The organism is Flavobacterium araucananum (assembly GCF_002222055.1).
Taxonomy (GTDB): Bacteria; Bacteroidota; Bacteroidia; order Flavobacteriales; family Flavobacteriaceae; genus Flavobacterium; species Flavobacterium araucananum.
On record NZ_MUGS01000002.1, the window covers coordinates 115557 to 141991 of the forward strand.

The 26435-nt window shown below is 34.6% G+C and carries 18 protein-coding genes; 10 read left to right on the forward strand and 8 right to left on the reverse strand.

The window, feature by feature from the left end; translation table 11 throughout:
- Positions 1–175 precede the first annotated feature (175 nt).
- Both B0A64_RS00835 and B0A64_RS00840 read left to right on the forward strand, forming a co-directional pair.
- On the forward strand, positions 176–1396 hold the full coding sequence (locus tag B0A64_RS00835; RefSeq protein ID WP_089477654.1) for an MFS transporter: 1221 nt from the start codon (positions 176–178) through the stop codon (positions 1394–1396).
- Positions 1386–3254 carry a trehalase family glycosidase gene (locus B0A64_RS00840; RefSeq protein WP_089477655.1) on the forward strand — a complete coding sequence of 623 codons (1869 nt, stop codon included), beginning with the start codon at positions 1386–1388 and terminating at the stop codon, positions 3252–3254. The genes B0A64_RS00835 and B0A64_RS00840 overlap by 11 nt, the downstream gene beginning before the upstream one ends.
- Positions 3255–3583: 329 nt before the next feature.
- Here B0A64_RS00840 and B0A64_RS00845 read toward each other — a convergent pair whose 3' ends face one another.
- Complete coding sequence (locus B0A64_RS00845) at positions 3584–4558, reverse strand: polyprenyl synthetase family protein (RefSeq protein WP_089477656.1); 975 nt, start codon at positions 4556–4558, stop codon at positions 3584–3586.
- A 267-nt stretch (positions 4559–4825) separates the two neighbouring features.
- Here B0A64_RS00845 and B0A64_RS00850 point away from each other — a divergent pair, with 267 nt between their 5' ends.
- The 5 genes from B0A64_RS00850 to B0A64_RS00870 all read left to right on the forward strand — a co-directional run bounded on the left by B0A64_RS00850 (position 4826) and on the right by B0A64_RS00870 (position 11719).
- Positions 4826–5347 (forward strand): YceI family protein, encoded by a 522-nt coding sequence (locus B0A64_RS00850; protein ID WP_089477657.1) that lies wholly within the window; start codon positions 4826–4828, stop codon positions 5345–5347.
- A gap of 107 nt (positions 5348–5454) precedes the next feature.
- Positions 5455–6054, forward strand: coding sequence for a TetR/AcrR family transcriptional regulator (locus B0A64_RS00855; RefSeq protein WP_089477658.1), 600 nt, complete (start codon positions 5455–5457; stop codon positions 6052–6054).
- Positions 6055–6064: 10 nt separating this feature from the next.
- Positions 6065–7399, forward strand: coding sequence for a TolC family protein (locus B0A64_RS00860; protein ID WP_089477659.1), 1335 nt, complete (start codon positions 6065–6067; stop codon positions 7397–7399).
- Between the two features lie 10 nt (positions 7400–7409).
- Positions 7410–8477 carry an efflux RND transporter periplasmic adaptor subunit gene (locus tag B0A64_RS00865; RefSeq protein WP_089477660.1) on the forward strand — a complete coding sequence of 356 codons (1068 nt, stop codon included), beginning with the start codon at positions 7410–7412 and terminating at the stop codon, positions 8475–8477.
- A gap of 71 nt (positions 8478–8548) precedes the next feature.
- Complete coding sequence (locus B0A64_RS00870; RefSeq protein WP_089477661.1) at positions 8549–11719, forward strand: efflux RND transporter permease subunit; 3171 nt, start codon at positions 8549–8551, stop codon at positions 11717–11719.
- Positions 11720–11818: 99 nt separating this feature from the next.
- On the opposite strand, the gene B0A64_RS00875 is transcribed toward B0A64_RS00870, so the two are convergent.
- From B0A64_RS00875 to B0A64_RS00910, 7 genes are all read right to left on the reverse strand, one after another.
- Entirely contained in the window at positions 11819–13270 is a 1452-nt protein-coding gene (locus B0A64_RS00875) for an RNA-binding domain-containing protein (RefSeq protein WP_089477662.1), read from the reverse strand.
- A gap of 433 nt (positions 13271–13703) precedes the next feature.
- Complete coding sequence (locus B0A64_RS00885) at positions 13704–16139, reverse strand: T9SS type A sorting domain-containing protein (protein ID WP_089477664.1); 2436 nt, start codon at positions 16137–16139, stop codon at positions 13704–13706.
- A gap of 51 nt (positions 16140–16190) precedes the next feature.
- Positions 16191–16628, reverse strand: coding sequence for a retropepsin-like aspartic protease (locus tag B0A64_RS00890; protein ID WP_089477665.1), 438 nt, complete (start codon positions 16626–16628; stop codon positions 16191–16193).
- A complete protein-coding gene (locus B0A64_RS00895; protein ID WP_089477666.1) occupies positions 16580–19237 on the reverse strand; it encodes a CHAT domain-containing protein in 2658 nt (885 codons plus the stop codon). Before B0A64_RS00895 ends, B0A64_RS00890 begins: the two co-directional genes overlap by 49 nt.
- Before the next feature lie 199 nt (positions 19238–19436).
- Positions 19437–21389, reverse strand: a complete 1953-nt coding sequence (locus tag B0A64_RS00900) for a PKD domain-containing protein (RefSeq protein ID WP_089477667.1) — start codon at positions 21387–21389, stop codon at positions 19437–19439.
- Positions 21390–21618: 229 nt separating this feature from the next.
- Positions 21619–22605, reverse strand: a complete 987-nt coding sequence (locus B0A64_RS00905) for a hypothetical protein (protein ID WP_089477668.1) — start codon at positions 22603–22605, stop codon at positions 21619–21621.
- Between the two features lie 189 nt (positions 22606–22794).
- Complete coding sequence (locus B0A64_RS00910) at positions 22795–23097, reverse strand: hypothetical protein (RefSeq protein ID WP_089477669.1); 303 nt, start codon at positions 23095–23097, stop codon at positions 22795–22797.
- A 125-nt stretch (positions 23098–23222) separates the two neighbouring features.
- On the opposite strand from B0A64_RS00910, the gene B0A64_RS00915 reads away from it, so the two are divergent.
- From B0A64_RS00915 to B0A64_RS00925, 3 genes are all read left to right on the forward strand, one after another.
- A complete protein-coding gene (locus tag B0A64_RS00915) occupies positions 23223–23807 on the forward strand; it encodes an RNA polymerase sigma factor (protein ID WP_089477670.1) in 585 nt (194 codons plus the stop codon).
- Between the two features lie 2 nt (positions 23808–23809).
- Positions 23810–24532, forward strand: coding sequence for a tetratricopeptide repeat protein (locus tag B0A64_RS00920; RefSeq protein WP_089477671.1), 723 nt, complete (start codon positions 23810–23812; stop codon positions 24530–24532).
- A gap of 242 nt (positions 24533–24774) precedes the next feature.
- Positions 24775–26424, forward strand: a complete 1650-nt coding sequence (locus B0A64_RS00925) for a S41 family peptidase (RefSeq protein WP_089477672.1) — start codon at positions 24775–24777, stop codon at positions 26422–26424.
- Positions 26425–26435: the final 11 nt, after the last annotated feature.

Here is a 26435-nt window from a genome sequence, read left to right on the forward strand (position 1 = left end):
AAACACATAGAAACATAGATTTTTATCATTAAAAAAAGAACAAAAAAGAAGCTGGTTTCTCACACATAGCTATGTGGATTAATGTAAGTGAAACGCCCTTTGAATTCAAACCAAACTATGTTTCTATGTGTTAAATTTAATAAACGTACAGTAACTACAAATTATAGATAAAAAAATGAAAAACATAGGAATCAAAATCTCTCTTTATCTTAATTATTTTGTCTTCGCTATTTTATTGAATAGTGTAGGGATTGTGATTTTAAAATCACAAAAAAATTACGGAGTAGATGAAGTTCAGGCAAGTATTCTGGAAGCTTTCAAAGACATGCCAATTGCTATTGTATCTTTTTTTATAGCCTCTTTTTTACCCAGAATTGGCTATAAAAAATCGATGTTGATAGGATTAGGTTTGGTTACTCTGGCTTGTATTTCTATGTATTTTGGAAACTCATTTGATAATGCTAAAATTCTTTTTGCAACCGTAGGAGTCTCCTTTGCTTTGATCAAAGTTTCGGTTTATTCGTTGATAGGAACCGTGACCGAAACCAAAAAAGAACACAACGCTTTGATGAGTAGTATCGAAGGTTTTTTTATGGTGGGTATTGCGTTGGCTTATTTTTTATTTCCCGCTTTTAATAACGAAAGCGATCCTAATTCCTGGCTTAATGTCTATTGGTTTTTGGCAGGATTATCGTTGCTGTCCTTTCTGTTTTTATTTTTTGTAAGATTCAAAGAGCCCGAAGTTTCAGCAGGAGCAAATGTCAAAGACGATTTCCTGCAAATGTTCAAATTAATGGCAAAATTACTTACCGTTATTTTTGTGATCAGTGTCTTTTTGTTTGTAATGATCGAGCAGGGAATCCTTTCGTGGTTGCCAACATTTAATACAAAAGTGCTTCATTTGCCGGAAAATATCAGTATCATGATGGCAAGTATTTTGGCAATTTCATTGGCAATTGGCAGATTGATTGCAGGTATAGTAACCAAAAAAGTCAACTGGATCTGGGTGTTGAGTTTTTGTATTCTTTCGGCAATGTTGATTGTTGTTTTTGTATTGCCAAAAACAGTTGGTTTAGAAGTTAAAAACATCAATACACTATCAGATATACCCTTAATTGGTTTTGCATTTCCTTTGATAGGCTTGTTTATAGCGCCCATTTATCCGTTACTAAATTCGATTGTGCTAAGTGCTCTGCCAAAGAATTTGCAAAGCTCCATGACCGGATTAATTGTCATTTTTTCTGCTCTTGGCGGAACATTAGGTTCCAGGATAACGGGCTGGTTGTTTAAAAATGAAGGACCGGAAAAAGCATTTTATTTTACTTTAATTCCAATGTCTTTATTATTAATATCCTTTTTTATTCTTAAAAAAATAACTGCAAAAGATGAAATTTAAATTACATATAACCCAAACCATCGAAAAATTATTGGCTCAGGAAGATACTGATGGTGATAAAAAAATAACGATTGATGATCATGGTCCAAAAAAGTTTTTGCTAAATGATGAAAGCGGAAATTCTACTGTAATCGAAGGAACATATCAGCTTTCTAATTTATTGCAGGAATTGGCTTTAGCCAAAAAAAACAAGACTGAATTTGCCGAAATCAATCTGGATGAAATTACCGAAGATCCTGTAAAAAGAATTTCAAGAAAAATAAAAACCCTCTATTGGAAAGGTCTTACCAGAACAATTGATGCCGATGGCGTAAAAAAAATCCTCGAAGACAATAAGATCGAAAATGAATTGGCGTATTTGTACGTGCCTTTTGGCGATGAAATTGTTTTTGATTATTTCAAGAAATTAGAAGCGGCAACACCCAAATTAAAAGTCGTGCAAATGCCTAAAAACATTTCGCCGGAATATGTTTTGTCGCTCAATAAAAAGCCCGGAATTTTAGCGCTGGCACTTCAGATTAAGAACAACGTAATTTCTGGTGTTCCGTTTGTGGTTCCTGGCGGACGATTTAACGAAATGTATGGTTGGGACAGTTATTTTATTGCCAAAGGTCTTTTGATCGACGATAAAATTGATCTTGCTTTGGGCATTGCAGAGAATTTTAAATATCAAATTGATCATTACGGAAAAATTCTGAACGCCAACCGAAGTTATTATTTAACGCGTACACAACCGCCACTTTATACATCGCTGATTATGGATGTTTTAGAAAAGTCGAATCCCGATATTTTCTGGATAGAAAGACATTTAAAAACTGCCATAAAAGAATATCAAACCGTTTGGATGGAAGAAGGCAAACGCCTTACAGCAAACGGATTAAATCGCTATAAAGCCGAAGGAATAGGACTTCCGTTTGAAGTAGAAGAAGGGCATTTTGATGATATTCTGGAGCAATATGCACCAAAATACAATCTGTCTACCCGAGAATTTGAAAAGAAATATCTCGAAAGAGAAGTGGTAGATCCTGAACTCGATAAATATTTTATTCACGATCGCAGCATGCGAGAAAGCGGTCATGATACGACCAATAGATTGGTTGGTGTTTGTGCCAATTTAAACACCGTTGCCATTAATAGTTTATTGTATAAATACGAAACGGATATTGCTTTTTTGATCAAAAAATATTTTAAAAATGAGTTTCAATATTTTGAAGATAAATCTTTTTCAAGCGAATATTGGCTTACAAAAGCCAATTCGAGAAAAGAAAAAATCAATACAATGTGTTGGAATCCGGAATCCGGTTGTTATCTGGATTATGATTTTGTAAACGAAAAGCAACATTTTTTTGAAGCTGCTCCCACATTTTATCCCCTTTGGGCAAAAATAAGTACGCCTGAACAGGCTGAAATTTTGGTCAAAAAGACACTGCCAAGGTTTAAAATGAAAGGCGGAATTGCAGGTTGTACCAAAGAATCTATTGCAGATGTTGATGAAAATGCACCGATAAGACAATGGGATTATCCGTTTGGGTGGGCGCCGCATCAAATGCTTTTATGGGAAGGGTTGCTCAATTATAATTTTTACGAAGAAGCGCAGGAAATGGTTTATCGCTGGCTTTGGCTTATTACCAGAAACGCAGTTGATTATAACGGAACCATTCCGGAGAAATTTGATTTGTCGATAAGCTCGCACAAGATTTTTGCAGAATACGGAAACGTAGGAACTGAATTTGATTATATAACCGAAGAAGGTTTTGGCTGGATGAACGCCTCTTACCAATACGGATTAACAATTTTAGAAGATAATCTAAAACAAAAATTATCAGATTTAGTAGATCCTGATGAACTTTTTAGTTAAACAAGCCTTCGACTTCGTTCAGGGTGATACTTCGTTTTTAAGATATCGTTTGTCTGGCTGAGCGAAGTCGAAGCCCTTTTTGAGCGTTTAAAATAACAAACCCTACAGGTTTTTAAAACCTGTAGGGATTACTGTTTCATAAGCCTTCGACTTCGCTCAGGATGACACTTCGTTTTAAGATATCGTTTGTCTGGCTGAGCGAAGTCGAAGCCCTTTTTCTGTTTACAAATGTGAATTTTTTTTGCCACGAATTACATGAATCTCCGCGAATTCATCATAATTATATTTGATTTTGTATTTTACTGAAAACTGAGACTGAGACTAAAATTTTAAACTTTTCTTCCCATTAAATTTTCACCAAAAGTTCTCAAGATATCTTTCTTTTGGGCGTTAATATCCATTTTTTCTAAAGTTTCAAAAGCCTTAAAAGTATACATTTCTATCGCATCCTGCGTGGCTTTTGAAGCACCGGATTCATTAAAAATAGTTTTTGCTGTGGCTATTTTATCCGTGTTATCGTCTAATTGTAAACTGAATAATTTTTCGAGTTCCGAGGCTTTTTCAGCCGATGAGAACTCACGTGCTTTAAGGTATAAATAGGTTTTTTTGTTTTCGATAATATCACCGCCAACTTGCTTGCCAAAGGTCTCCGGATCTCCAAAAGCATCCAGATAATCGTCCTGAAGCTGGAAAGCCAATCCCAGGTTAAGTCCGAAATCGTAGATAAAATCAGCTTCTTTTTGGGATGTTTTGGCTACAATGGCACCCATTTTCATGGCAGCAGCAACTAAAACAGCAGTTTTGTATTCGATCATTTTTAGATATTCCGGAATCGTAACATCGTTTCTTTTCTCGAAATCAACATCCCATTGTTGTCCTTCGCATACTTCAAGAGCCGTTTTGCTAAACAACTTTGCCAGATCTCTAAAAACGGTTGGATCATACTGTTCAAAATATTGATACGCCAGAATAAGCATTGCATCTCCGGAAAGAATTCCTGTATTAAGATCCCATTTTTCATGCACCGTTTCCTTACCTCTTCGCAAAGGCGCATCATCCATAATATCATCATGAACCAGCGAAAAATTATGAAAAACTTCGACAGCCATTGCAGCAGGAAGGGCTACTTTATAATCCGTATCAAAAACTTCTGAAGCCATTAAAGTTAGTACAGGACGCATCCGTTTTCCGCCAAGACCTAAAATGTAGTCAATAGGTTCATAAAGGTTTTTAGGCTCTTTGCTGATGCTTTGTTTTTCTAAATAAGTGATAAAAAAATCCTGGTATTGGCTAATATCGTGCATAAAATATAATCTGAATTGCGAGCTTCAAAGATACGATTCATAATGAATTATTTCTTTCTTAAATTTTAAATCACAGTTTCCGTCTAAAATAGGCGCTGAATCTGTTAATTCTTAAGGATTTAAAATTATTTTCAAAAAAACTCGGAAACTTATTTGGTGTTTAGAGTTTCCTGTTTATATTTGCACCGTTAATTGGAAACTCGGGAAACCGTAAAAGTTTCCGCAAAGAGTTAGAGTAATTTATAAACTCAGTAAAATCAAATAGTTATGAAAACAACATGGACCTTAGATTCTAGTCAATCAGATGTTTTAATTAAAATGAGACATTCGATAATTGCCTACATGGGAGGAACTACGAATAAATTTGATGGATATGTGAACATTGAGGACAATGAGATCGAAGATGCTTCGGTTGAGTTTTCATTAGACATTAATAACAAAAAAGATAGCTTTCAGCAAATAGATACGTATTTACAACTTCAGGATTTCTTTGATGTAGACGAACATCCAATTATTAGTTTTAAATCGACTTCATTTCAAAGAGTGAACAACAATATCAATTTTTTTAAAGGAGACCTAACAATAAAAGACGTAACCAAAGTGGTAGAACTTGATGCGGAGTTTATTGGAATCAATACCTACAATGGCGAGAAAAAAGTTGCTTTTGAGATCAAAGGCGATATCAAACGTCAGGATTTTGGTTTAGATTTTAATTCGTTCAACCATAACGGAGGTTTAGCTTTAGGGAAAGATATTAAACTGATAGCAAATTTAGAATTTAGCATATAAATCTTAGACAATGAATAAATTAATGTAAAATTATTACAAATATCACGGAAACTATTTTTCTGATTTTAGTTTCCTAAGTATATTTGCAATATAATTTGAAAATTAAAATGAAAGAGAAAATTATATCAAAAGCAAGTGAGTTGTTCTTGAAGCTTGGTTTTAAGAGTGTTACAATGGATGATATTGCAGGTGAAATGTGTATTTCTAAAAAAACGATTTACAAATACTTCTGTAATAAAGAGGTTTTGATCGAAGAGAGTACATCGACAGTTCATAAACAAGTGCATGAAGTTATAGATTCTGTTGTAGCGAAAAATTACAATGCCATTCACGAAAATTTTGAGATTAGAGAAATGTTTCGTGATATGTTTAAAAACGCCACAGATACATCACCACTTTATCAGTTAAAAAAGCATTATCCTGAAATCTATCAAAATATAATGACGCATGAAATCGATCAGTGCAACCATTATTTCAGAGATAATATTTTGAAAGGAATCCAGGAAGGATTGTACAGACCGGAATTGAATATCGATTTGTATGTAAAATTTTACTACACGCTAATTTTTCATATCAACGAAACTACGGTTTCAGAAAGAGAAGCGCAAAAAATAGAATTAGAAGCACTGGAATATCATACCAGAGCTATGGCAACAGAAAAAGGAATACTGGAATTAGAAAAACAACTTAAAAAAATTACTATTTAATCATCAATCTATGAAACGAATAATTCTTATATTTTTGTGTTCAATTGGCTTGTCTGCCAACGCACAAGTCAAAACACTAACCCTGAAAGATGCTATTGTATATGCGCTTGAAAACAAAGCCGATGCAAAAAAAGCAAAATTACAGGTTGAAAATAGCGAGTATAAAATTCAGGAAGTACGTTCAAGAGCGTTACCTCAAATTTCTGCAAACGGAAACTTGACCCACAATCCAATCATTCAGACAACAGTTATTGACGGAGCTGGTTTTGGTGCGCCGGGAACTACGATTCAGGCAGCATTTGGTCAAAAATGGACCTCAAATGCTGGAGTTTCATTGACTCAGACGATTTTTGATCAATCTGTTTTTACCGGATTAAGAGCGGCAAGATCTACCCGTGAATTTTATCAAATAAACGAACAACTAACAGAAGAGCAAGTAATCGAAAGAGTTGCCAATAACTATTATTCTGTTTATGTACAACGCGAAAGATTAATTTTATTAGACAGTAATTATGTTAATACAACTAAAGTACGTGATATCGTAAAAGGACAATTTGATAATGGTCTGGCAAAAAAAATCGATTTGGACCGTATCGTTGTAAAAATGTCAAACATAGATACAGAACGTCAACAAATTAAAAATCAAATTACCTTACAAGAAAACTCGTTAAAGTTTTATATGGGAATGCCTATAGAAACTATAATCGAGATCCCAAAAGAAGAGTTTGAAGTTGTTCCTGCTGCATTGACAGAAGTGCCAAATACTGAAACAAGAACTGAATTTTTGCTTTTGAAAAAACAAGAAGAACTTTTAGTATTCAATAAAAAAGCTGTAGAAGCCGGATATTATCCAACGCTTTCCCTAACGGCAGGTTACAATTATATTGGTCAGGGGCCTCAGATGCCTTGGTTTGCAAAACCTAAAGATGGGGTATATTGGTCAGATTACTCTGCAATTGGATTAAACCTGCATGTGCCAATCTTTACAGGATTTGGAACTCGTGCCAAAGTAAGACAAGCCGATGTCGAAATCAGATCGCTTCAGGAAGATATCAAAGACACTAAACTTTCGCTTGATTTAGATTATAGAAATGCAATGGCTCAAATAGAGAATAACCTTGTAACTATCGAGAATCAAAAAGAAAATATGCGTTTAGCGACGGAGATCCTGAGCAATACAAAGAACAATTATCTTCAGGGATTAGCATCATTAACAGATTTGCTGGATGCAGAAAATGCGCAACTTGAAGCTCAAAATAACTATACCAGAGCAGTCTTGAATTACAAAATTGCCGAAGTAGCACTAATCAAATCAAAAGGCGAACTTAAAACTCTTATTAAATAACTAAAAAAAAATGAAGAAAACTATTATAACAATCGTAATCATAATCGCAGCACTGGGTGTGATTGGGTATGTCTTAAATAATAATAAGAAAGAGAATAAAGCAAAAACAGATATCGTAGCACAGAAAAATGCTGCAGTTTCAGTAAAAGTAGCTCCTGTAAAAACAGAAGAAGTTTCGTTAGACTTCGTGGCTAACGGAAACTTTCAACCTATTCAACAATTGACTTTCTCTGCAGAAAAATCAGGAAAAGTAATTAGTGTTTTGGCCAAAGAAGGAGATTATGTAAGAGTAGGTCAGACTTTATTGACAGTGAGAGGTGATGTAATTAATGTAAATGCGCAACAAGCACAGGCAGTTTACCAAAACGCAAAATCTGATTACAGCAGATACGAAAATGCTTTTAAAACCGGTGGTGTTACCAAACAACAATTAGATCAGGCAAAACTAGCGTTAACAAATGCTCAGTCTAGCTTAACACAAGCAAACATTAATGTTGGAGATACAAAAGTAAAAGCTCCGATAAATGGTTTTATCAATAAAAAATACATTGAGCCGGGATCTATTTTGGCAGGAATGCCTGCAACTGCATTGTTTGATATCGTAAACGTTTCTAAATTAAAATTGGTAGTTACAGTAAACGAAAATCAAGTAGCAAGCCTTAAAGTAGGAAACCATATTAATGTAACGGCAAGTGTTTATCCTGACAAAACTTTTTCTGGAAAAATTACTTTTATCGCTGCAAAAGCAGACGAATCTTTAAACTTTCCGGTTGAGATCGAAATTACAAACAATACAAATAACGACCTGAAAGCAGGGATGTACGGAACTGCAAACTTTGCATCGAACCAACAAAAACAAAACCTTATGGTTGTACCTAGAAATGCTTTTGTAGGAAGTGTAAGCAGCAACGAAATATTTGTAGTTGAAAAAGGTATTGCAAAATTAAGAAAAGTTACTGCCGGAAGAATCTTAGGAGATAAAGTAGAAGTTATCAAAGGATTATCAGACGGTGAAACTGTAGTTATTACAGGTCAAATTAACTTACAAGACGGTAATACAGTAGAAATTATTAAATAATTTAAAGCATTAAGCTATAAGCCATAAGTATTAAGCTTATTGCCTAAAGCCTACAGCCTAAAGCAACATATATGAAATTAGCCGAAATATCCATAAAACGTCCGTCGTTAGTGATTGTATTGTTTACAATCCTGATACTTGGTGGATTGTTTAGCTACAGCCAATTGGGCTATGAGCTGATCCCTAAATTTGAACAAAACGTTATTACGATTTCTACTGTTTATCCTGGAGCGTCTCCAAGTGAGGTAGAGAATACTGTAACCAAGAAAATTGAAGATGCGATTGCATCCCTGGAAAACGTTAAAAAAATTGACTCGAAATCGTACGAAAGTTTGTCTATCGTTTCGATTACACTGACATCAAACGCAAAAGTCGATTTTTCTTTGAATGATGCACAGCGTAAAATAAATGCGATTATTAGTGATTTGCCAGATGATGTAAAAACTCCGGCACTTACCAAATTCTCGCTGAGTGATTTACCAATTATGACTCTTGGTGCCAACGGAAAAATGGACGAAGCAGCATTTTATGACTTAATTGACAAAAAAATTGCGCCTATTTTATCTCGTGTACAAGGTGTTGCCCAGGTAAATATCATTGGTGGTTCTGAGCGTGAAATTCAGGTAAACCTTGATGCATTAAAAATGCAGGGTTACGGATTATCTGTTCCGCAGGTACAACAAAATATTCTGACTTCGAATCTGGATTTCCCAACAGGAAACATCCAGACTCGTAACCAGAAAATATTAATTCGTTTAGCGGGAAAATATAAAAGTGTCGAAGAACTAAGAAACTTAGTAGTTTCTTCTCAAAACGGAATCCAGGTTCGTTTAAGTGATATTGCCGATGTTCAGGATACTCAAAAAATTGCTGAAAAAATATCACGTGTAGATCAAAAAAGCGCCATTGTTTTGCAAATCGTAAAACAATCTGATGCAAATGCCGTAGCGGTAAGTGAGCAATTATTGAAAACAATTGCAATACTTGAAAAAGATTATAAAGTAAACCAGTTAAAACTGGAAGTAGCAAAAGACAGTACCGTCTTTACGCTTGAAGCAGCAGACTCTGTAGTTCACGATTTATTAATTGCAGTAGTTCTGGTAGCTTTTGTAATGTTGTTCTTCTTGCACAGTATTAGAAACTCATTGATTGTAATGGTGTCTATTCCGGCATCTTTGATCGCTACCTTTATTGGTATTTACTTAATGGGTTATACCCTGAACTTAATGAGTTTATTAGGATTATCTCTTGTTGTAGGTATTCTGGTCGATGATGCGATTGTGGTCCTCGAGAATATTTACCGACACATGGAGATGGGTAAAAGCCGTATTCGTGCATCGTATGACGGAACTGCCGAAATTGGTGGAACGGTAACTTCGATTACATTAGTAATTGTGGTAGTGTTCTTGCCTATTGCAATGAGTTCCGGTTTAGTATCTAATATCATTACACAATTTTGTGTTACGGTAATTATATCAACTTTACTATCGCTTTTAGCTTCATTTACAATTATCCCTTGGTTATCATCTCGTTATGGTAAATTAGAGCATATTGAAGGAAAAAATTTCTTTGGAAGAGTAATTCTTGGTTTCGAAAGTTACCTGACACGTTTTACAAACTGGATTTCAGTATTGTTGACCTGGTGTTTGGATAATTACGGTAAAACAGTTGTTCTGGTATTGATATTATTCTTTGGATCTATTTTTGGACTTGGAGGTTTTATCGGTGGAGAGTTTTTTGCATCATCTGATAGTGGAGAATTCTTAGTTCAGATCGAAATGCCAAAAGATGCTTCGTTAGAACAAACGAACTTCATGACCCAAAAAGCCGAAGCTTACTTAAAAGGACAAGAATACGTTCACAGTCAAATTACAACGGTAGGACAAACCAGTGAAGGTTTTGGAGCATCGCAAGCTACAGCTTACAAAGCAGAGATTGACGTAAAAATGATCGAACAAAAAGATCGTACCGATGATGCGAATGTTTATGCGGCAAAAATTAAACGTAAACTTGAAAAAGTATTAGTTGGAGCAAAAGTAAAAACAGTTCCCGTAGGTATCTTAGGTACAGCAGAAGATGCTACATTAGGATTGATCGTAACAGGTCCATCTACAGAAAGTGCTATGGCATTTGCAAAATTAGCAGAAGCAGAATTACGTACAATTCCCGGAACAACGGAGATTAAATTAACGGTTGAAGACGGAAATCCTGAGGTAAACGTAAAAGTAGACCGTGATAAAATGGCCGCTTTAGGACTAACACTTCAAACAGTTGGTTTAACCATGCAAACTGCTTTTAGCGGAAACACAGATGGTAAATACAGAGCTGGAGAATACGAATACGATATCAATATCAGATACAATGCATTCGACAGAAAAAGTATTACAGATGTAAGTAATTTGATTTTTATCAATGCAGCAGGACAACAAATTAAATTGTCTCAGTTTGCTGATATTACAGAAGGTTCAGGACCTAGCCAGTTAGAACGTAGAGACAAATCAGCGTCTGTAACCGTAAAAGGACAAAACGTTGGGGTTCCATCAGGAACAATTGTTACACAATGGCAGGCAAAATTAGACAAGCTTAAAAAACCAGCAGGAGTAAACTATATCTGGGGTGGTGACCAGGAGAACCAATCAGAAGGATTTGGTACTTTAGGAATCGCTTTATTAGCCGCTATTGTTTTGGTTTACCTGGTAATGGTGAGTTTGTACGACAGTTTTGTTCACCCGTTTGTAGTATTATTTGCTATTCCACTTTCGTTTATTGGAGCATTATTAGCATTAGCATTAACAAACAACTCCTTAAATATCTTTACCATTTTGGGTATCATTATGCTTATTGGTCTGGTGTGTAAGAATGCGATCATGCTTGTCGATTACACCAACCAGAGAAGAGCAGCCGGAGAATCGATCAGAAATGCATTAATCCAGGCAAATCACGCACGTTTACGTCCAATTTTGATGACAACAATTGCGATGGTATTTGGTATGTTCCCAATTGCATTAGCATCTGGAGCAGGAGCAGAATGGAAAAACGGTTTGGCTTGGGTAATTATCGGAGGATTAATCTCTTCGTTATTCCTAACCCTGATTGTAGTTCCTGTAATCTACCAAATAATGGAAGGAATTATCCGCAGACTATCTAAAGGAGAAAAAATCGATTACGAAGCTGAAATGTTTGCAGATTATACGCCAACAGAAGTTAGTGAAGACGGTTTTAACCCTAAACATACCCATTAATTGATTTAATTTTAGATTGAAAAATCCCAAATTCCTTAATTGGAGTTTGGGATTTTTTTTGTTTGAGATAACTAAATTTTGGTGTTTAGAAGTCATTCTCTATGCCCAAAAAGGAATGTATTTTTTATATTTTCTGGAATTACTTGACGGATCATCGTCTTTTATTAAACCTTCGGTTATCGTGTCTTTTATAATTCTTGATGCTATTGCAGCATTCTTTTCTTCAATTTGGAATCGTTCTCTTAAACTTTGATTAGTCATTATATCATTCGAGACATAGCATAGACAAGCATGTTGATAGCATGCTCGAGCTTTATCTTTTTTATCTAAATGATTAAGTTCTTTATAACTAAACATAGTAATTCTTGTTCTTTTTTCTGAAACTGTAAAGTCAACAGCTGGTAATTGGAACATTTCGTTATAAAAGATTACTTTATCAATTCCGCTTCCCTTTTCTTCACATATTCCAAATCTTCTTAAGATGTCAGCTAATTTTTCATTTCGAGAAATATACTCATCAATAAAACGCTGTGGAGTTATCAGTGGAAGACCTGGATTTGAAATTTCAATTCGATCTGAAAATATTTCGATCATTGGAAATCCTTTTTCGTTAAAATCTTGGTGAATAAGAGCATTTGCAACCAATTCTCTTATTGCAATTTCAGGATACATTTTTGTTTCTTTTCTAAAAGCTTTTCCTATTTCTTCGTTAGCGGGTAATTGTCCATTAATCCAGTCAATTAAACCATCAAAGCTAACGGCATATCCTCTTTTATCTATTTGTTCTCTTATTGTCTCAACTTTATTTTTTCCTTTATAAACAATTACTCTTACTGCTTTTCTTCCTATTTCATCAAATTCTTCGAGGTTTTTGGCTAGTAAAACAGCACCTAGTTTAGTTATGTCGTATAATTCTTTATTCTTTTTTATAAATTTTTCAGAAACAAATTTTTCTATTACGCCTTGCTGAGTATTTGGATATGGAAGTTTTAATAATTCAAAGTATGTTTGAGAATTTAGTAAACTTATTATTTCAGATGATGTAAGATTAGCTTTAGCAACACGATTTTCTAAAGGCTTATCTGGAGCTTTTCTCCAAATTTTACCTTCTTTTTCAGGAAATTCACTTAGTTTTCTAGTATAACTACCGATTCTAATGTATGATGTGTGTAAAAAATCGACAGGATGGTTTACAGCACTTGGAATCATAATCATAGCTACATGTATTCCATCTTCATATTCAAATTCGTGAAACCGAAAATCTATCTTAGGTGCTAATCGATTCATCAGCCAACTTTCTAATTCTTCACCGCCTTTTTTCTGCGATTTTATCTTGAAGCTAGTTCCAACAACTTTATGGGTTTTATCTTCTATTCCAAAAATTAGATAGCCAAACGGGTGGTTATGTAAGCAAGCGCCATTCGATAGTGCTGAAATACGTTCGCCTATTTCTTCAGCTGAATGGTAGTTCAATTTGAATTCAACCCATTCACTTTCGTTGGGTTGTTTAATTAAATCGTTTACTATATTTATTAACTTTTTTTGTTCCATAATCAAATAACCATCAAATAAGAAAGCCTTGATTTTACTGGCTTCTAGTGTAAAAATACATCTATTTATCAAATAACTATCAAATAAGATTTCTGGTTTACTTTGTTTTGGTAATAACTTTTATTCTTTTTGTTGAATTAATTTAATAGATATTTAAATCAGATAAAATGATTTATAAAATATAAGATACAAATAATAATTTATTAATTGCCTTAGCTTCTAATAAAAAGATCAGTACCAATAATTATTTTAACAGGTTTTGCTTTGTAATATTATAAAGTTTTATTTACGTGGGAAAGATCAAAAAACTGAAGAAAAAATCCCAAACTCCAATTAAGGAATTTGGGATTTTTTTATCGATTCCCTCCAATCCCGCTTCGAAATTTCGGGATCAGAATGAGGTTGGAATTCTAAGTATTGAAATTCAAAACCTTTATTTCTTTACAATTTTTATCGTTTTTACTTTACCTTCAGCTTTTACTTTTAAGAAATAAAACCCGGTGGAAACATTCGATAAATCAATTTCAGAATGCGTATTGTTTATTTTTTTAGCCAAAACAGATTTTCCGGAAACAGCTACAATTTCGATTTCATCAATAGTCGAAGCATTATCGATTATCAAAGTATGTTGTACCGGATTAGGATAAAATCTAAAATTAGGCAAAACAACATCCGGAGTAGAAAGAGTTCCGCTTAATTTTGCCGTAACCGCCAAACGTTGTACACTTTCGATTCCGTTTATCGTTTGCGAAGCATAATACGTAGTTCCGTCTACTAATAGTGTTGTTAGAGGCAAAGTAGCTTCAGTACTTGTCTTAGTTGTTTTTCCTGATAAAGGATTCTGATTGCTATACCATTTAATATTCTGACCCTTAACAACCAAATCCCCTAAAGTTTGTCCCGGATTAAATTCTATCGTCAGAATGTCTTTATCATCTATTAAAGGAGAAGACGGATCGACTAAAATATCTGCAATTACAGAACAACCATTAGCATCCTGGACAATTATAGTATAGGTTCCGGGAACTAATGCCTGAAATGAATTTTTTTCAGAAAACACATCCAGATTTGGAGAAATTGCATATCTAAAATCACCATTTCCTCCTGCTGCATTAACTGTAATAGTTTGATTTTTTACCGTAAATTTTGCAGTTACTGCCGCAGTTGGTTCAGAAATAACAACGTTTCCGCCAAGGATACATCCATTAGCATCTTTTACAGCGATATGGTGTGTACCGATAAATAAATTAGAGAAAAGTTTAGTACTATCAGCATCGGCAGCAACATAAGAAGCTTCGTCTAAAGAGAAACTATAAGGGGCCTTGCCTCCAATTCCTTTAATCGATATCCAGCCACTAGAGTCTCCTTTGCAAGCCACATTTGCAGATGTTGTATTAAAAGATAACGCATCGCCCCCGGTAATTACCGCTGTAAGCGAAATTGTCGTGTTTTGATAGTCACGTACTCTTATATCATAACTTTTAGAAACATTACTATTAATAAAGTTACGGGAACTATAATTATTTCCACCATCAAACGAGTATTGATAAGGACTAAGTCCACCGGAAGCATTTACAGTAATTTTTCCTGAATTGCTACAGTTTACAGCCAGCACATCAGCAGTTGCCAAAAGTGCTGTTGCCGGGATAACATTTATAGGTCCCTGTATCAATCCGCACCCGTTAACATCTGTAACTTGTGCACTATAAGATCCAAGAGGCAGTCTTACAAAAACGCCATTGTCCTGAGGTCCTGCAACTACAACTCCCATATTGTTTTGCAAATAATACAGGTAAGGTCCAGTCCCGCCTTTGGCATTTACAATTATACTTTGATCATTAACAGCAAAAGCTGTTGCAGATAATCCCTCTGCCGGTTCATTTAAAGTGATTATTGCCACATTAGTACATCCGTTTGCGTCTTTTATACCAATTTGATAAGTACCTACACGCAAATTAGTAAAAACAGGATTATTAGTAAAAGTATTTCCGTTACTGGTATACATATAAGGAGCTTTTCCGCCAATTGCTGTTGCTGTTATCTCCCCCGTATTATCTCCCTTGCAGCGTATAGTCGTAGCAGTTAATGTAACAGTAGGTGAATTCATAGGACTCACAACAGCAGTTACTGTAGTCTCATTGTTGTCTGCATCGCGTACTTTTATAGTATAAGTACCGGGTTCCAGCGCGCTAAATCCACCTGAAGAAATATAGTTATTACCATTATTTAATGAATATTGGTACGGAGCCGTTCCTCCGGAAGCCGTTACCGTTATATTTGCTAAATCTGTTAAACAGGTTATTGGCACTATAGCTACACTTGCAGAAAGCGCATTAGGTTTATTAAGGATAGAAATATTGGTTTGAGATAAAATACAGTTTCTGGCATCTTGTACTTGTATACCATACGTACCCGCTTTTAATCCGGTAAAAGCATTGGATACCTGTGCAGAACCAAGAGCTAATCCCACATTATTTGTCAATGTATAGGTATAAGGTTTAATACCTCCAACAGCAGCAATAGTTATTCTCCCGTCATTATCAGCAATTGTCGATGAGTTTGCAGCCGTTACCGCAGCTGATAAAACCTGAAAATCGGCTATTGTAATATCTGTATATCTAATACTATTAAGAGCATCTTTTACAGCAATAGTATAATCTCCGGCAGTTAAGTTTTTAAAAATATTGCTCGACTGATACGGATCTTTATTCAAAGCATATTCATAAGGGAGTTGTCCTCCGGATGCAGTAATACTAACTTCGGCATTACTAACACAGTCAATAGGTTTTAATAAAGATGCAGAAGCAGTAAGCTGAGCATAAAAATAATTGGTAAACAGTAATATAAAGCAAAGTAGAGTTTTTTTCATAAATATAGGTTTGTTAAATTTACTTAACAAATATATACAAAAAACCCAATCTTATTTCAAATACAAATAATGATTGTAATAATCTATAATTGCCTTGCCCTCAAGTAGAACGTCTGCGCCAATAATACCATGAACAGGCTTTGTTTTGTAAGCTTCCAGCGCTTCATTGACATGCGAAAGATCGAAAATAACGATATTAAAATCCTGATTTTTCCAATTGCCCAATTGTAGCTTATTATGAGCAGAAATCTGAGTTTTCATGCCCGTTCCTCCCGCTCCTGAAGCTTTGGTTTTAGATTTTTTTGCATTCAGTTCAAAACGTTCAATGCTCTCAAAACCCACACAGGAATTAGAAGCTCCGGTGTCTAAAATAAAATTTCCGGAAACACCATTGATCTTGACTTTTATTAAAAGGTGTTGCGTTTTGATAACTTTAAATTTTATTTTTTTGTAGTTCTCTTTTTTGAGAACCTCGTGAAGATTTTCCATTTTTGATAGTGATTGAAAACCAAAAATAAACCAATTACAGCCAATAAACTAATGATGTAAAAGATATAATTTGTTGGTTTTTCTTCGACAGAAATAGAGCCATAATACACAAAAGAACTCCAATAGTAAGGAGATTTTTTTGCATTGGAGATTGATTTGTTATTCAGGAAATCAAGCTTTGCCGTGTTATTTGCTTCAAAATAAGGAATATCCTTTTTGATGTTTTTATAAAAATCTGCCATAAAAACCGATGTCGTATAATCGTTGACTTTCCATAGCGAGAACAGCAAGTTCTGAGCTCCCGCAAACTGAAAACCTCTTGCAACGCTCATCGCACCTTCGGCTTTGTAGAGTTTGCCAATTCCGGTTTCGCAGGCACTTAAAACCACCAGGTCCGGATTGATATCGAGGTTATACAATTCTGAATATACTATTTCCTGATCATAAAACTTAATACTTGCCGGAGTTTCGATATCGCCCGAAGAAGCATGTGTACTTAAATGCAAAATAGAATATTTGCTTGCATTATTTTTAAAATTAGAAAAACCAGCGGCTGAATTTTCTAAATATTTCCCTTTAAAGTTACTTCTGATAGCTTCCAGCTCTTTCTTGGAAAAACGCAGTTCGTAAGCCGTTTTTTCGAAAACCGGAAAAACTCCCAAAACCGTTTTCTCTGAGTTTGAAATGGGTTTTGAATGGAGATAATTGCCCGCCGAATTATTATAGGCAATCTTAAAATCATGTAGCAAATAATGCATTTTGGCAAAATTTGTAGTTGATGATTCTTGCGTAATCAAAGCTTCGAAAGGCAGGAAATTCAAAATACCATCAGGAACAATGATGAGGTTTTTATAAATGGTATTTTGAGGTAATTGTAATAAATCGTAAACTCTTTTGCCATAATGATTATATCCCGAAACATCATTTGTAATAGCTGCCGAAGAGCTGAAATAATCAATAAACTTTACAATTTCGAGCATCGATCTGTGTGCTGTATAAATATGTTTAAGATTGATTTTCTTGTTTTGTAATGTAAAATAAAACAAGTTTTCATTTCCGGTAAAATAATAAACCATAACAGCTTTGTCTTTTTCCAGTTTTGATAACAGCGCTTTTACATCACAATTTTCAGGAATGTAGCCCGAGCTTTCGGTTTGGATTTTCTTTAGGGAAAGCATCAATTCGTTTTGCTTTTTTATGGCTAAATTAATGCTGGAAATATTTGCTAAATCTCCTTTTTGCTGTTCTTTTATAATGTTGTTATTTAAATTTTGAAGTTGCTGCAAAAGCTGCTTTTCTTCTGTCGATACATTTTTAATATTTGAGCGATACCCTTTTAAAATTCCTGATTTTGTTCTTTCAGATAATTGAAAAGCTTGTTCCAGATATTCAGTTTTGTTTTCCTTTCGATACAATCGATCATAAATCAAAAGACATATTTCGGTACGATTACGTGCCCTGATTTGTGTAATGATTTTAGAGTTTTCGTAAACCAAAACATTCATCAGTAAATCTTCGATATTAAAAGAAAGATAATAAGAGCGAAGTGCTTTTTTATATTGATTTTGACTAAAGAATATTTCTGCCTGCAAATCCAGAACGTCTATTAAAACCGTTTCTGCATACAATTGATTTTGATTAGGCAACATGTTTTTTGAATTATAATTTGGAATAAGGATTTTAAAAATTGCCTGAATCTGCTTTGCGCTTTCCTCATATTTTTGTTCATCAAAAAGCAATAGGGCTTTTTCATAATATAGTTTTGCCAATTTTCCAGGCTGACGATTTAGTATTGCTAAAAATAGCTTTTCTGCCTTTTGCATATAAGATTCAGCAATTTGAAACTGATGTCTTTGACGGTTAAGAGTGGCTAAATTGCGATAAGAATTAGACAAGGTTTCCGATTGACCTTTATCGTTTTTAAGATAATTTCCGACTGATTTAAAAGCGTTTTCCGCCTTATCATAAATTTCCGGGCGCATCAAATTACCAACCGAACTTAATACATAACTGTTACCCAAATTATTTAATAAAATTGCTTTTTGGACATTTGATAATTTCTCTGTTTTCAGCGTGCTTTCCAGTAATTCTATTGCCAAAGAAATTTTGCCGGAACTCTGATAAACATTTGATAAATTCAGGATCGCAGCAAACTTTTGTTTTGTTGCGTCAGGATAATTTGTTGCAGTATTTACAATAAAAAAGTATTGTTTTATAGTATTTTCGGCACTATCATAATCGCCTAAAACAGTATATAAATTGCCCAGAGGTTTCAGGCAAAATTCGATTATATCATAATTACCGAGTTTGTTTTTCTGATAAATTTGCCAGGCTTTCTCGTAACTCGCAATCGCTTTTGTGTTTTGCCCAAATTGGTTTTCATAATAGGCTTTATTACAGCTCAAAATCACAATTGCCAGTAATTCGTCTTTGGTTTTTGGTGCTGATTTTTTCCAGAAATCAGTTTCTATATTCGTGAGATTTTGTAAAGCTTTCTCCGATGGATGTGCCACAAAAACATCAACCGCATTGTATATCTTATCTTCCTGATTTTGTCCGAAGAGAAAGAGTGTTGAAAAGAATAATATATAGCAATATAGTTTTTTCATAAATTTTTTTTCGCAAAGTTGCACGAAGATTCACAAAGAAGGTTTGCCACGAATTTCACTAATTCTCACGAATTTTCTTTTTTATTTAATATTCATACTTTATCTTAAGTCCTGCATTTGTGAAATTCGTGGCAAAAAAACTTTAAATATATTTCGCGCATCTCTATGAAAATTTTCGTGCAACTTTGTGGAATAACTCCTAAAACTTCCAGATTCCATAAAACTGAAAATAGTTAAAATTCTGTTCAAAGTTCATGACATATCGTGCGCCTAAACTGGGACCAATTCTTGCAAAACCAAATGTTAGATCGAATAAAAGACCTGTTTTTAAATTGGAAAAAGAATTTTTGACAGCGCTTGATTCTGTTCGGGTATCCATTAAAAACTGATCGGTTCCGCCCTCAAAAGTTTCGATTTTTTTGGTTTGATTTTGCTCAGACGAAACATCAAAATTAGCCTGAATTCCGGCGCCAACACCTATGTAATTATTAATATTATAACGGATCAAAACGGGAACTTCCCAGTTTACGTTTTTGTTTTCTGTGGTCGTTGTCGTGCGTTGAAACTGTTTTGTACCATTTGCACCCACAACTGTCTGATCAACGATTGTTGCACCACTTTGGTATTTATTAATAGCATTGAGCCATTCTGCCTGCCAATAAAAGCGATACGATTTAAAAGGCGAGATCGTTGCACCAACAAAATAACTGGTCGATTTTTCGAGATCAGGATAGACATTATAACCCGCTTTTGCGCCAATCGAAATCCCGGGCAAGAATCGGGTAGTGGCATAATTGGTAATTATAGGTTCGTTTTTATCGAAGATTATTGCGGTTCTGCTTTTGGTTTTTACTTTATGAAAGTCTTCGGCAAATTTCATCGAGTATTTTACAAAACCCTTTGTACTGTCTTTTTCGTGTACATTTTTTTGTTCGCTTCCGGGTAGATAAATGTTTTTGAAGGTAAAGTAGATTTGATTTTTCCTGATAATCGTATCCAGGCAACTTACAGTAGGTTCCTGACCTTTAGGGCAAATAGGACATTTGGGGTACATATCTTCGACCTGAAATGTTTTCTTGTCGAACATATCCGGAATATCGGTTTCTAACCGGATCATTCTTGCCGGACCTTCGCCATTGTTCTGGAAACGGGTTTTAAAATTTACACGTTTAAAACGCACCAATCTATAATTCATAAAGCTTCCGTTAGACCCCATTTTGTTGGGATCATGAGACGTTACGATTTCCATTTCGAGATTTTTTACTTTGTGGTTTTTATAACTTCTGTTGGGAACAAAGATTCCGCGCATCGTAACGGTTGCACTAGTATCTTTTATCATTTCCGGAGTAGTCTTAAAAGTATAAAAAACATTGTGTGTCTCGCCGGGATTCACATCGTCGAATTCTAAAACAGAGACATTATGATAGGTTTTATTAGCGTCTGACAACGAAGCATTAAGATCTTCTTCGGTTGTTGTATTTCTATATTTTTTGATCTTAAAAGTGTTTTCGGCAGCAGCCAGATAGGTATTAGAATCCTCAAGATCACTGACCTGTGCTACGGTATTTTCTCTTACTTCGCGTTCGTTGGCATACGTTCTAAAATCGACCAATTGAAAATTATTACTTTTAAATTGTTTCTCATTATAGAATAAATACAATTTTCCGCTTGCCACATAATTCTCCAGATTTTGATATCCCACTACGACTACCATTTCCTGATCCGGAATGGGGTCGCAGTTTTTTATAATTGCAAATCCGTTTTGGTCCGCAATAGAAGCAATGTCTTTATAATTAGTATCGGTAATATCGTTTACAGCAACTTTTTTAGGTCGTGTTGCCGGAGGTTTTCCGTTGTCGTAATTGTTGGTTACAGCAAGTCTTGTTGTGTATGTTCCTTTGTTTTTATAGACGTGTTTAGGTTCTGCTTCTTTGCTGTAATGTCCGTCGCCCAACTCCCATAAATACGAATAACTAGGTTTTGGAGCGCCCGCAATCGGGATCAGTGGTGGCGTTTCGGGTTTGTACGTAACAGTATTTCCGTTTTGGGTAATAACAATATTGGCTCTGCGGGTTATGGTGTCTTTTATTTTGGTTTGTCCTATTGAGAGAATAGAGAATAGAATAAAGATAATAGACGATAGTGGTTTCATAACTAGTGGTTTTTAGCCCTGATAGTAGTGGAAATCCTTTTGTATCCGCCGCGGCGGACATAAAAGATACTTCACTTAATTCGTATTTTAATTGGAGTTCAGTGAACTTCGTTTGTAACGAATAGCAGGATTAGCTTCTTAAAATCATCAGAATTAATTTTAAAACTGGATTAAATGTAAAAAAAAGTGATGAGCAAATCACCACTTTTTCTTAAAAGTATTTTGTAAGTTATTGAATAGCATTGATTGCCGCTACAAGTTGTGCCTCTGTACCTACTACAGTTTCTGCAAGAGTAAAGGTATAAACATCGTTGGCAGCAACGGTTACCGCTTTTATTGCATAACGCCATTGACCATTAGATTCGGTTACAAAAATCACGTGACATTTTAAACCAATCGGGATTTGTCCGTAATGCTCGCTAAACAATCCTGCGGCAGTATAGGTGTCCAGTTTCGCCAGTGCATTTGTTCCTTCTCCATCATAAGATAAATAAACCGCACTATTGTTGTTGTCGTAACCATCCGGCGCATCAGCAAGAAGGGTTGTTTTAGGTCTGGGATCGCTGTAAAAACGGTCTACATTTGTCCATCCAAAGTTTCCAAAAGTTACATAATAATTAGTTCCTTCGCCTTGAACACCGCCTTTTCCAACAACTCCATCAGCATTTGGTTTAGGTTGTTCCCACGCAAGTTCGCCTTTATCATCGATGGTACCGTTCCATAAAGTCATTGCGTTGTCTATACCATCTGTTAAAGCAACCGGAACGATTAAATTCATAGAGCAGGAAGTTTTAAGTTCTACACCGCCTTGAGTGGCTTTGATAAAGAATTCTCCTCCTGAAATCAGTAAGTTTTTCTTTCCGTCAGGCATAACTCCCATCGTAGGTTTGTTGGTTACGAGCATCGTTCCTTTGTCAAAAAGCTCGATATATTCAATATCAACTGCTCCGGTTACCGCGACACCGTTTTTAGTAAGACAATCTCCGTTTATGTTTAGTTTTACACCTTTGGCAGATGTTATGGTTTTTACACCATTTCCGGCAGTGATCGTAAATCTTTGTATGGTGCTTGATACGCCTTTTTCGCTAATGCCTTTAAAAGCAGCTCCGCTTGGCGGAAGAACAAGATTGTTATCATCGCCGTCGCCATTGTCGCAGCTTACTAAAGTGACTGTCAATAAAAATAAAACTCCTAATTTTTTAAAATTTGTGTTCATGATTTCTAGTTTTTATAAATCTGTCTTGATTGTTTCAAGTGGTTTTCAGATTCTGGTTGTTAATTTTAATTTTTATATTCTTATATCAATTTGGGTTTGATATTGTTACCCTTATTTTTAAAATTTATTTTTTTAACTTCTTTTCTACCTTTATATCAACTTGCAAAAGAAATTGTTACCCTGTTACTGCTATTTTTTTGAAAGGCATTTATCTTCAAATAAATTTCCGTCTTCGTCTAAGGCAACCAGAATGTCTTTTTTTCTCGAAAGCGTAATGCTTAAATAAATCCAGACAATAGACCAGAGTCCAAAAGTGATACAGGCAAGAAACAAGTGCAGCGGATGATTGATCTCTTTTTTTTCTTTGGATAAAACAGCATAAGGCAATTTCTCGTTATGCTCTATAATAACAAAGCCATTTCGGGTTTTGGCCAAAAGCATTTTATGAAATTGATCCAGGCTTTCTTGGTTTACAAATTGATAAGTTTCCATTTCTCTTAATTTTTAACTGTTTTAAAAGACTTTTGTTCCTATATATCAACCTGAATTGTTAATTGTTACCCTATGATGTGAAATTTATTTATAATTGTTTTTTAAATTAGCTACAAATTTTTTTTATGAGCCAATCTAAAATTCATCCTGATCAAATGTATATTGAGGGACTAGCTGCAAATAACTCAGCAATCATTCAGACCATTTACAAAAAGTATGTTCCAAAAGTGGTGATGTTTGTCATGAACAATTCAGGAGATAAAGAACATGCACAAGATGTGGTTCAGGAAATCATGATTTTACTTTTTAATCAGGCAAAAGCCAATACACTACAATTGACTTGCCCGTTCGACGCTTACTTTTTTTTATTGTGTAAAAGAAAATGGCTTAACGAGTTGAAAAAAACATCCAATAAAGGGGTAACAATAAACGAGGATGCAGTATCTATGAATGAATCTGCAAGTGAGTTGATTACTCATACAGAAGAATTTGATGAAAAACAGCAGCTTTTTGATCTGATGTTCCTTAAGTTAGGAGACAAATGTCAGGAGGTTTTAAAACTGAGTTTCAGCAGTAAAACGATGGAAGAAGTTGCCGGGAAACTGAACGTGACTTACGGTTATGTTCGTAAAAAGAAATCGTTATGTATAGGGCAGCTAACGCAGTGGATTCAGGAAGCCAAAAATTTTAAATCTCTAAAAAATAATTAGTCATGAACGAAGAGCGTTATATATTATTCGATCAATATCTTCAGGGAGAAATGACTGTTGAGCAAAGAAATAGTTTTGAAAAACAATTGTCTGAAGATCCGGAATTGGCTTCAGAACTTGAAACTTTTAAAGACGTGCAGTCGCATCTCACAAACAAATTTGAACACGAAGAACAAAGAGAAGCATTTAAGGCAAACCTGACTGCGATTTCAGACAAACATTTTAATGCAAATAAACCAAAGGTCGTCCTGATGCGACCATGGTATTATGCAGCAGCCGCATCTGCAATTATTTTATTCGGGTTGTTCTTTTTTGATTATAATAATCCAACTTTTGCAGATTATGATAATCCGGAAACCGCTTCGTTTGTAGAAAGAGGCAATTCTGATGCCGCCTTAAAAGAAGCACAAACGGCTTTTAATGATGGGAAATATGCAGTAGCAATTCCGCTTTTTGAAGAAATTTTGAAAGAAAACAAAACCCCCGAAATTCAATATTTTTATGGCGTTTCTTTGTTAGAAGAGAGTAAATGTGCGAAAGCCGAAGCTGTTTTTAATGCGTTAATTTCAGGAACATCCGTGTACAAAGAAAAAGCAAAATGGAATCTTGCCTTGTCTAAATTGAAACAAAAAAAATACAAAGAGTGTAAACAAGTCCTGCAAACCATTTCGCAGGATTATGAAAACTATGATAGTGTAGAGCAACTTCTGGATGAGTTAAATTAAGCTTACGCAAGCATTGCGGGACTTCGACTTTGCTGAGTCTGACAAAAACAAGGTAATAAAAAAAACTGTTTTTATTCGCGTTTTCACGAAGTGAATCGGTTAAATCCGTGCGTCATTTAGCCCCAAAGAGTTGCGTTTTACGTAAAGCCGTAATTGGGTTTGATTTTTTTAGTCTAAATTCGATTTTTCTTATTGTAAGAATTTAACCAAAAACCAATTTAAACCATAATTTTATTGACTGCATGAAAAAAATTACTTTCTTTTTTCTTATTGTATTTACTCAAACGATCTTTGGATTTACTAAAATTACTGAAACCGAAAAACTTACAGCAACCTGCAAAGTCTGGGGGTTTCTAAAATACTATCATCCAAAGGTTGCCAATGGAGAAGTAAATTGGGACAATGAGCTTCTGGAAATTTTGCCAAAAATAGAAAAGACACAAACAAAAGAAGAATTTTCATTGGTTCTCGAAAACTGGATTGATGATTTGGGTCCGGTAAAAGAAATTGCCCCCATCATTATACCAAAAGAGGTCGAGTTTTTTGATAAAAATTTCGATTTAAACTGGATAAAAAGCAATAAGTTATTCTCGAAAAAGCTTTCTAAAAAATTAAAATTTATAGAAGAAAACAGGTTTCAAATCAATCAGGAATTTGAACCGGGTTTTGATGCCTTAAAAAGTATCAAAAACTACTTTGATTTAGATTATACTAATAAAGGATCTAGAATTCTAATGTTATTTGCATATTGGAATTTAATAGAATATTATTTTCCGTATAAATATGTAATGGATCAAAAATGGGATCTGTCTTTAGAACAATCGCTGCCAGCTGTTGCAGCTGCTAAAAGTGAAGCAGATTTTTATATTGCCATAAAAAAACTGACAAGCAAACTCAATGATAGTCATGTCGAAACACCAATATACGGAACTGTTTTTGGACCAAAAAAATTTAATTATTTTCCGGCAAAGGGTAAAATAATCGAAGAAAAACTGGTTGTTACAGAGATTTTGGGTGATAGTCTGGCTGCCGCAGATAATATTAAAGTGGGAGATGCAATTACTAAAATAAATGGCAAAACGATAAAAGAGTTAATTCAGGAAAACAGAGATTTTATTTGTGCGTCAAATGAAGTTACCTTTCTGGACAAAGTTACTGTACCAATTTTAAAAAACTACTCTGAAAATGTTGAAGTAGAGTTTTTAAAAGAGGGAAAATACGAAACAAAATCAATGATTTGGTCTAATTATCATGATTCGCATCGAAATGAATTTAAAAAAGGGGCAATCAAAAAGAAGGAAAAATTTAAACTTCTGGAAGGTAATATTGGTTATGTTGACATGGGGATAATAAAGCAAAAAAATATCCCTGATATGATTGCGGCCTTAAAATCTACACAAGCAATTGTTTTTGATATGAGAAATTATCCGCAAAATACATGGGAAGAAATTTCGAATTTTTTAAATTCTCACGAAGAAACATTTTGTATCTATACGATGCCGTACCCAAATTATCCTGGAAGATACTTATGGACACGAGACAAAAAATGCGGATTTGAAAACAAGGATAATTATAAAGGCAAAGTAATTGTTTTACTTAATGAAGAGTCTTTAAGTCAGGCAGAATGGACAGCAATGTGTTTTAAAACAGCAGGAAATACAACTATTATAGGCAGCCAGACCGCAGGCTCAGATGGAAATGTAATGGAACTTGATTTTAAAGGATTTCATACCAGATACACCGGAATTGGTGTATTCTATCCAGACAGAAGAGAAACCCAAAGAATAGGAATCGTTCCGGATATCGAAGTAAAACCAACCATAAAAGGAATTCAGGAAGGAAGAGATGAGGTTCTGGATCGTGCTATATTGTTTATTGAAAAAGGAGTTTAAATCAGCGTTTT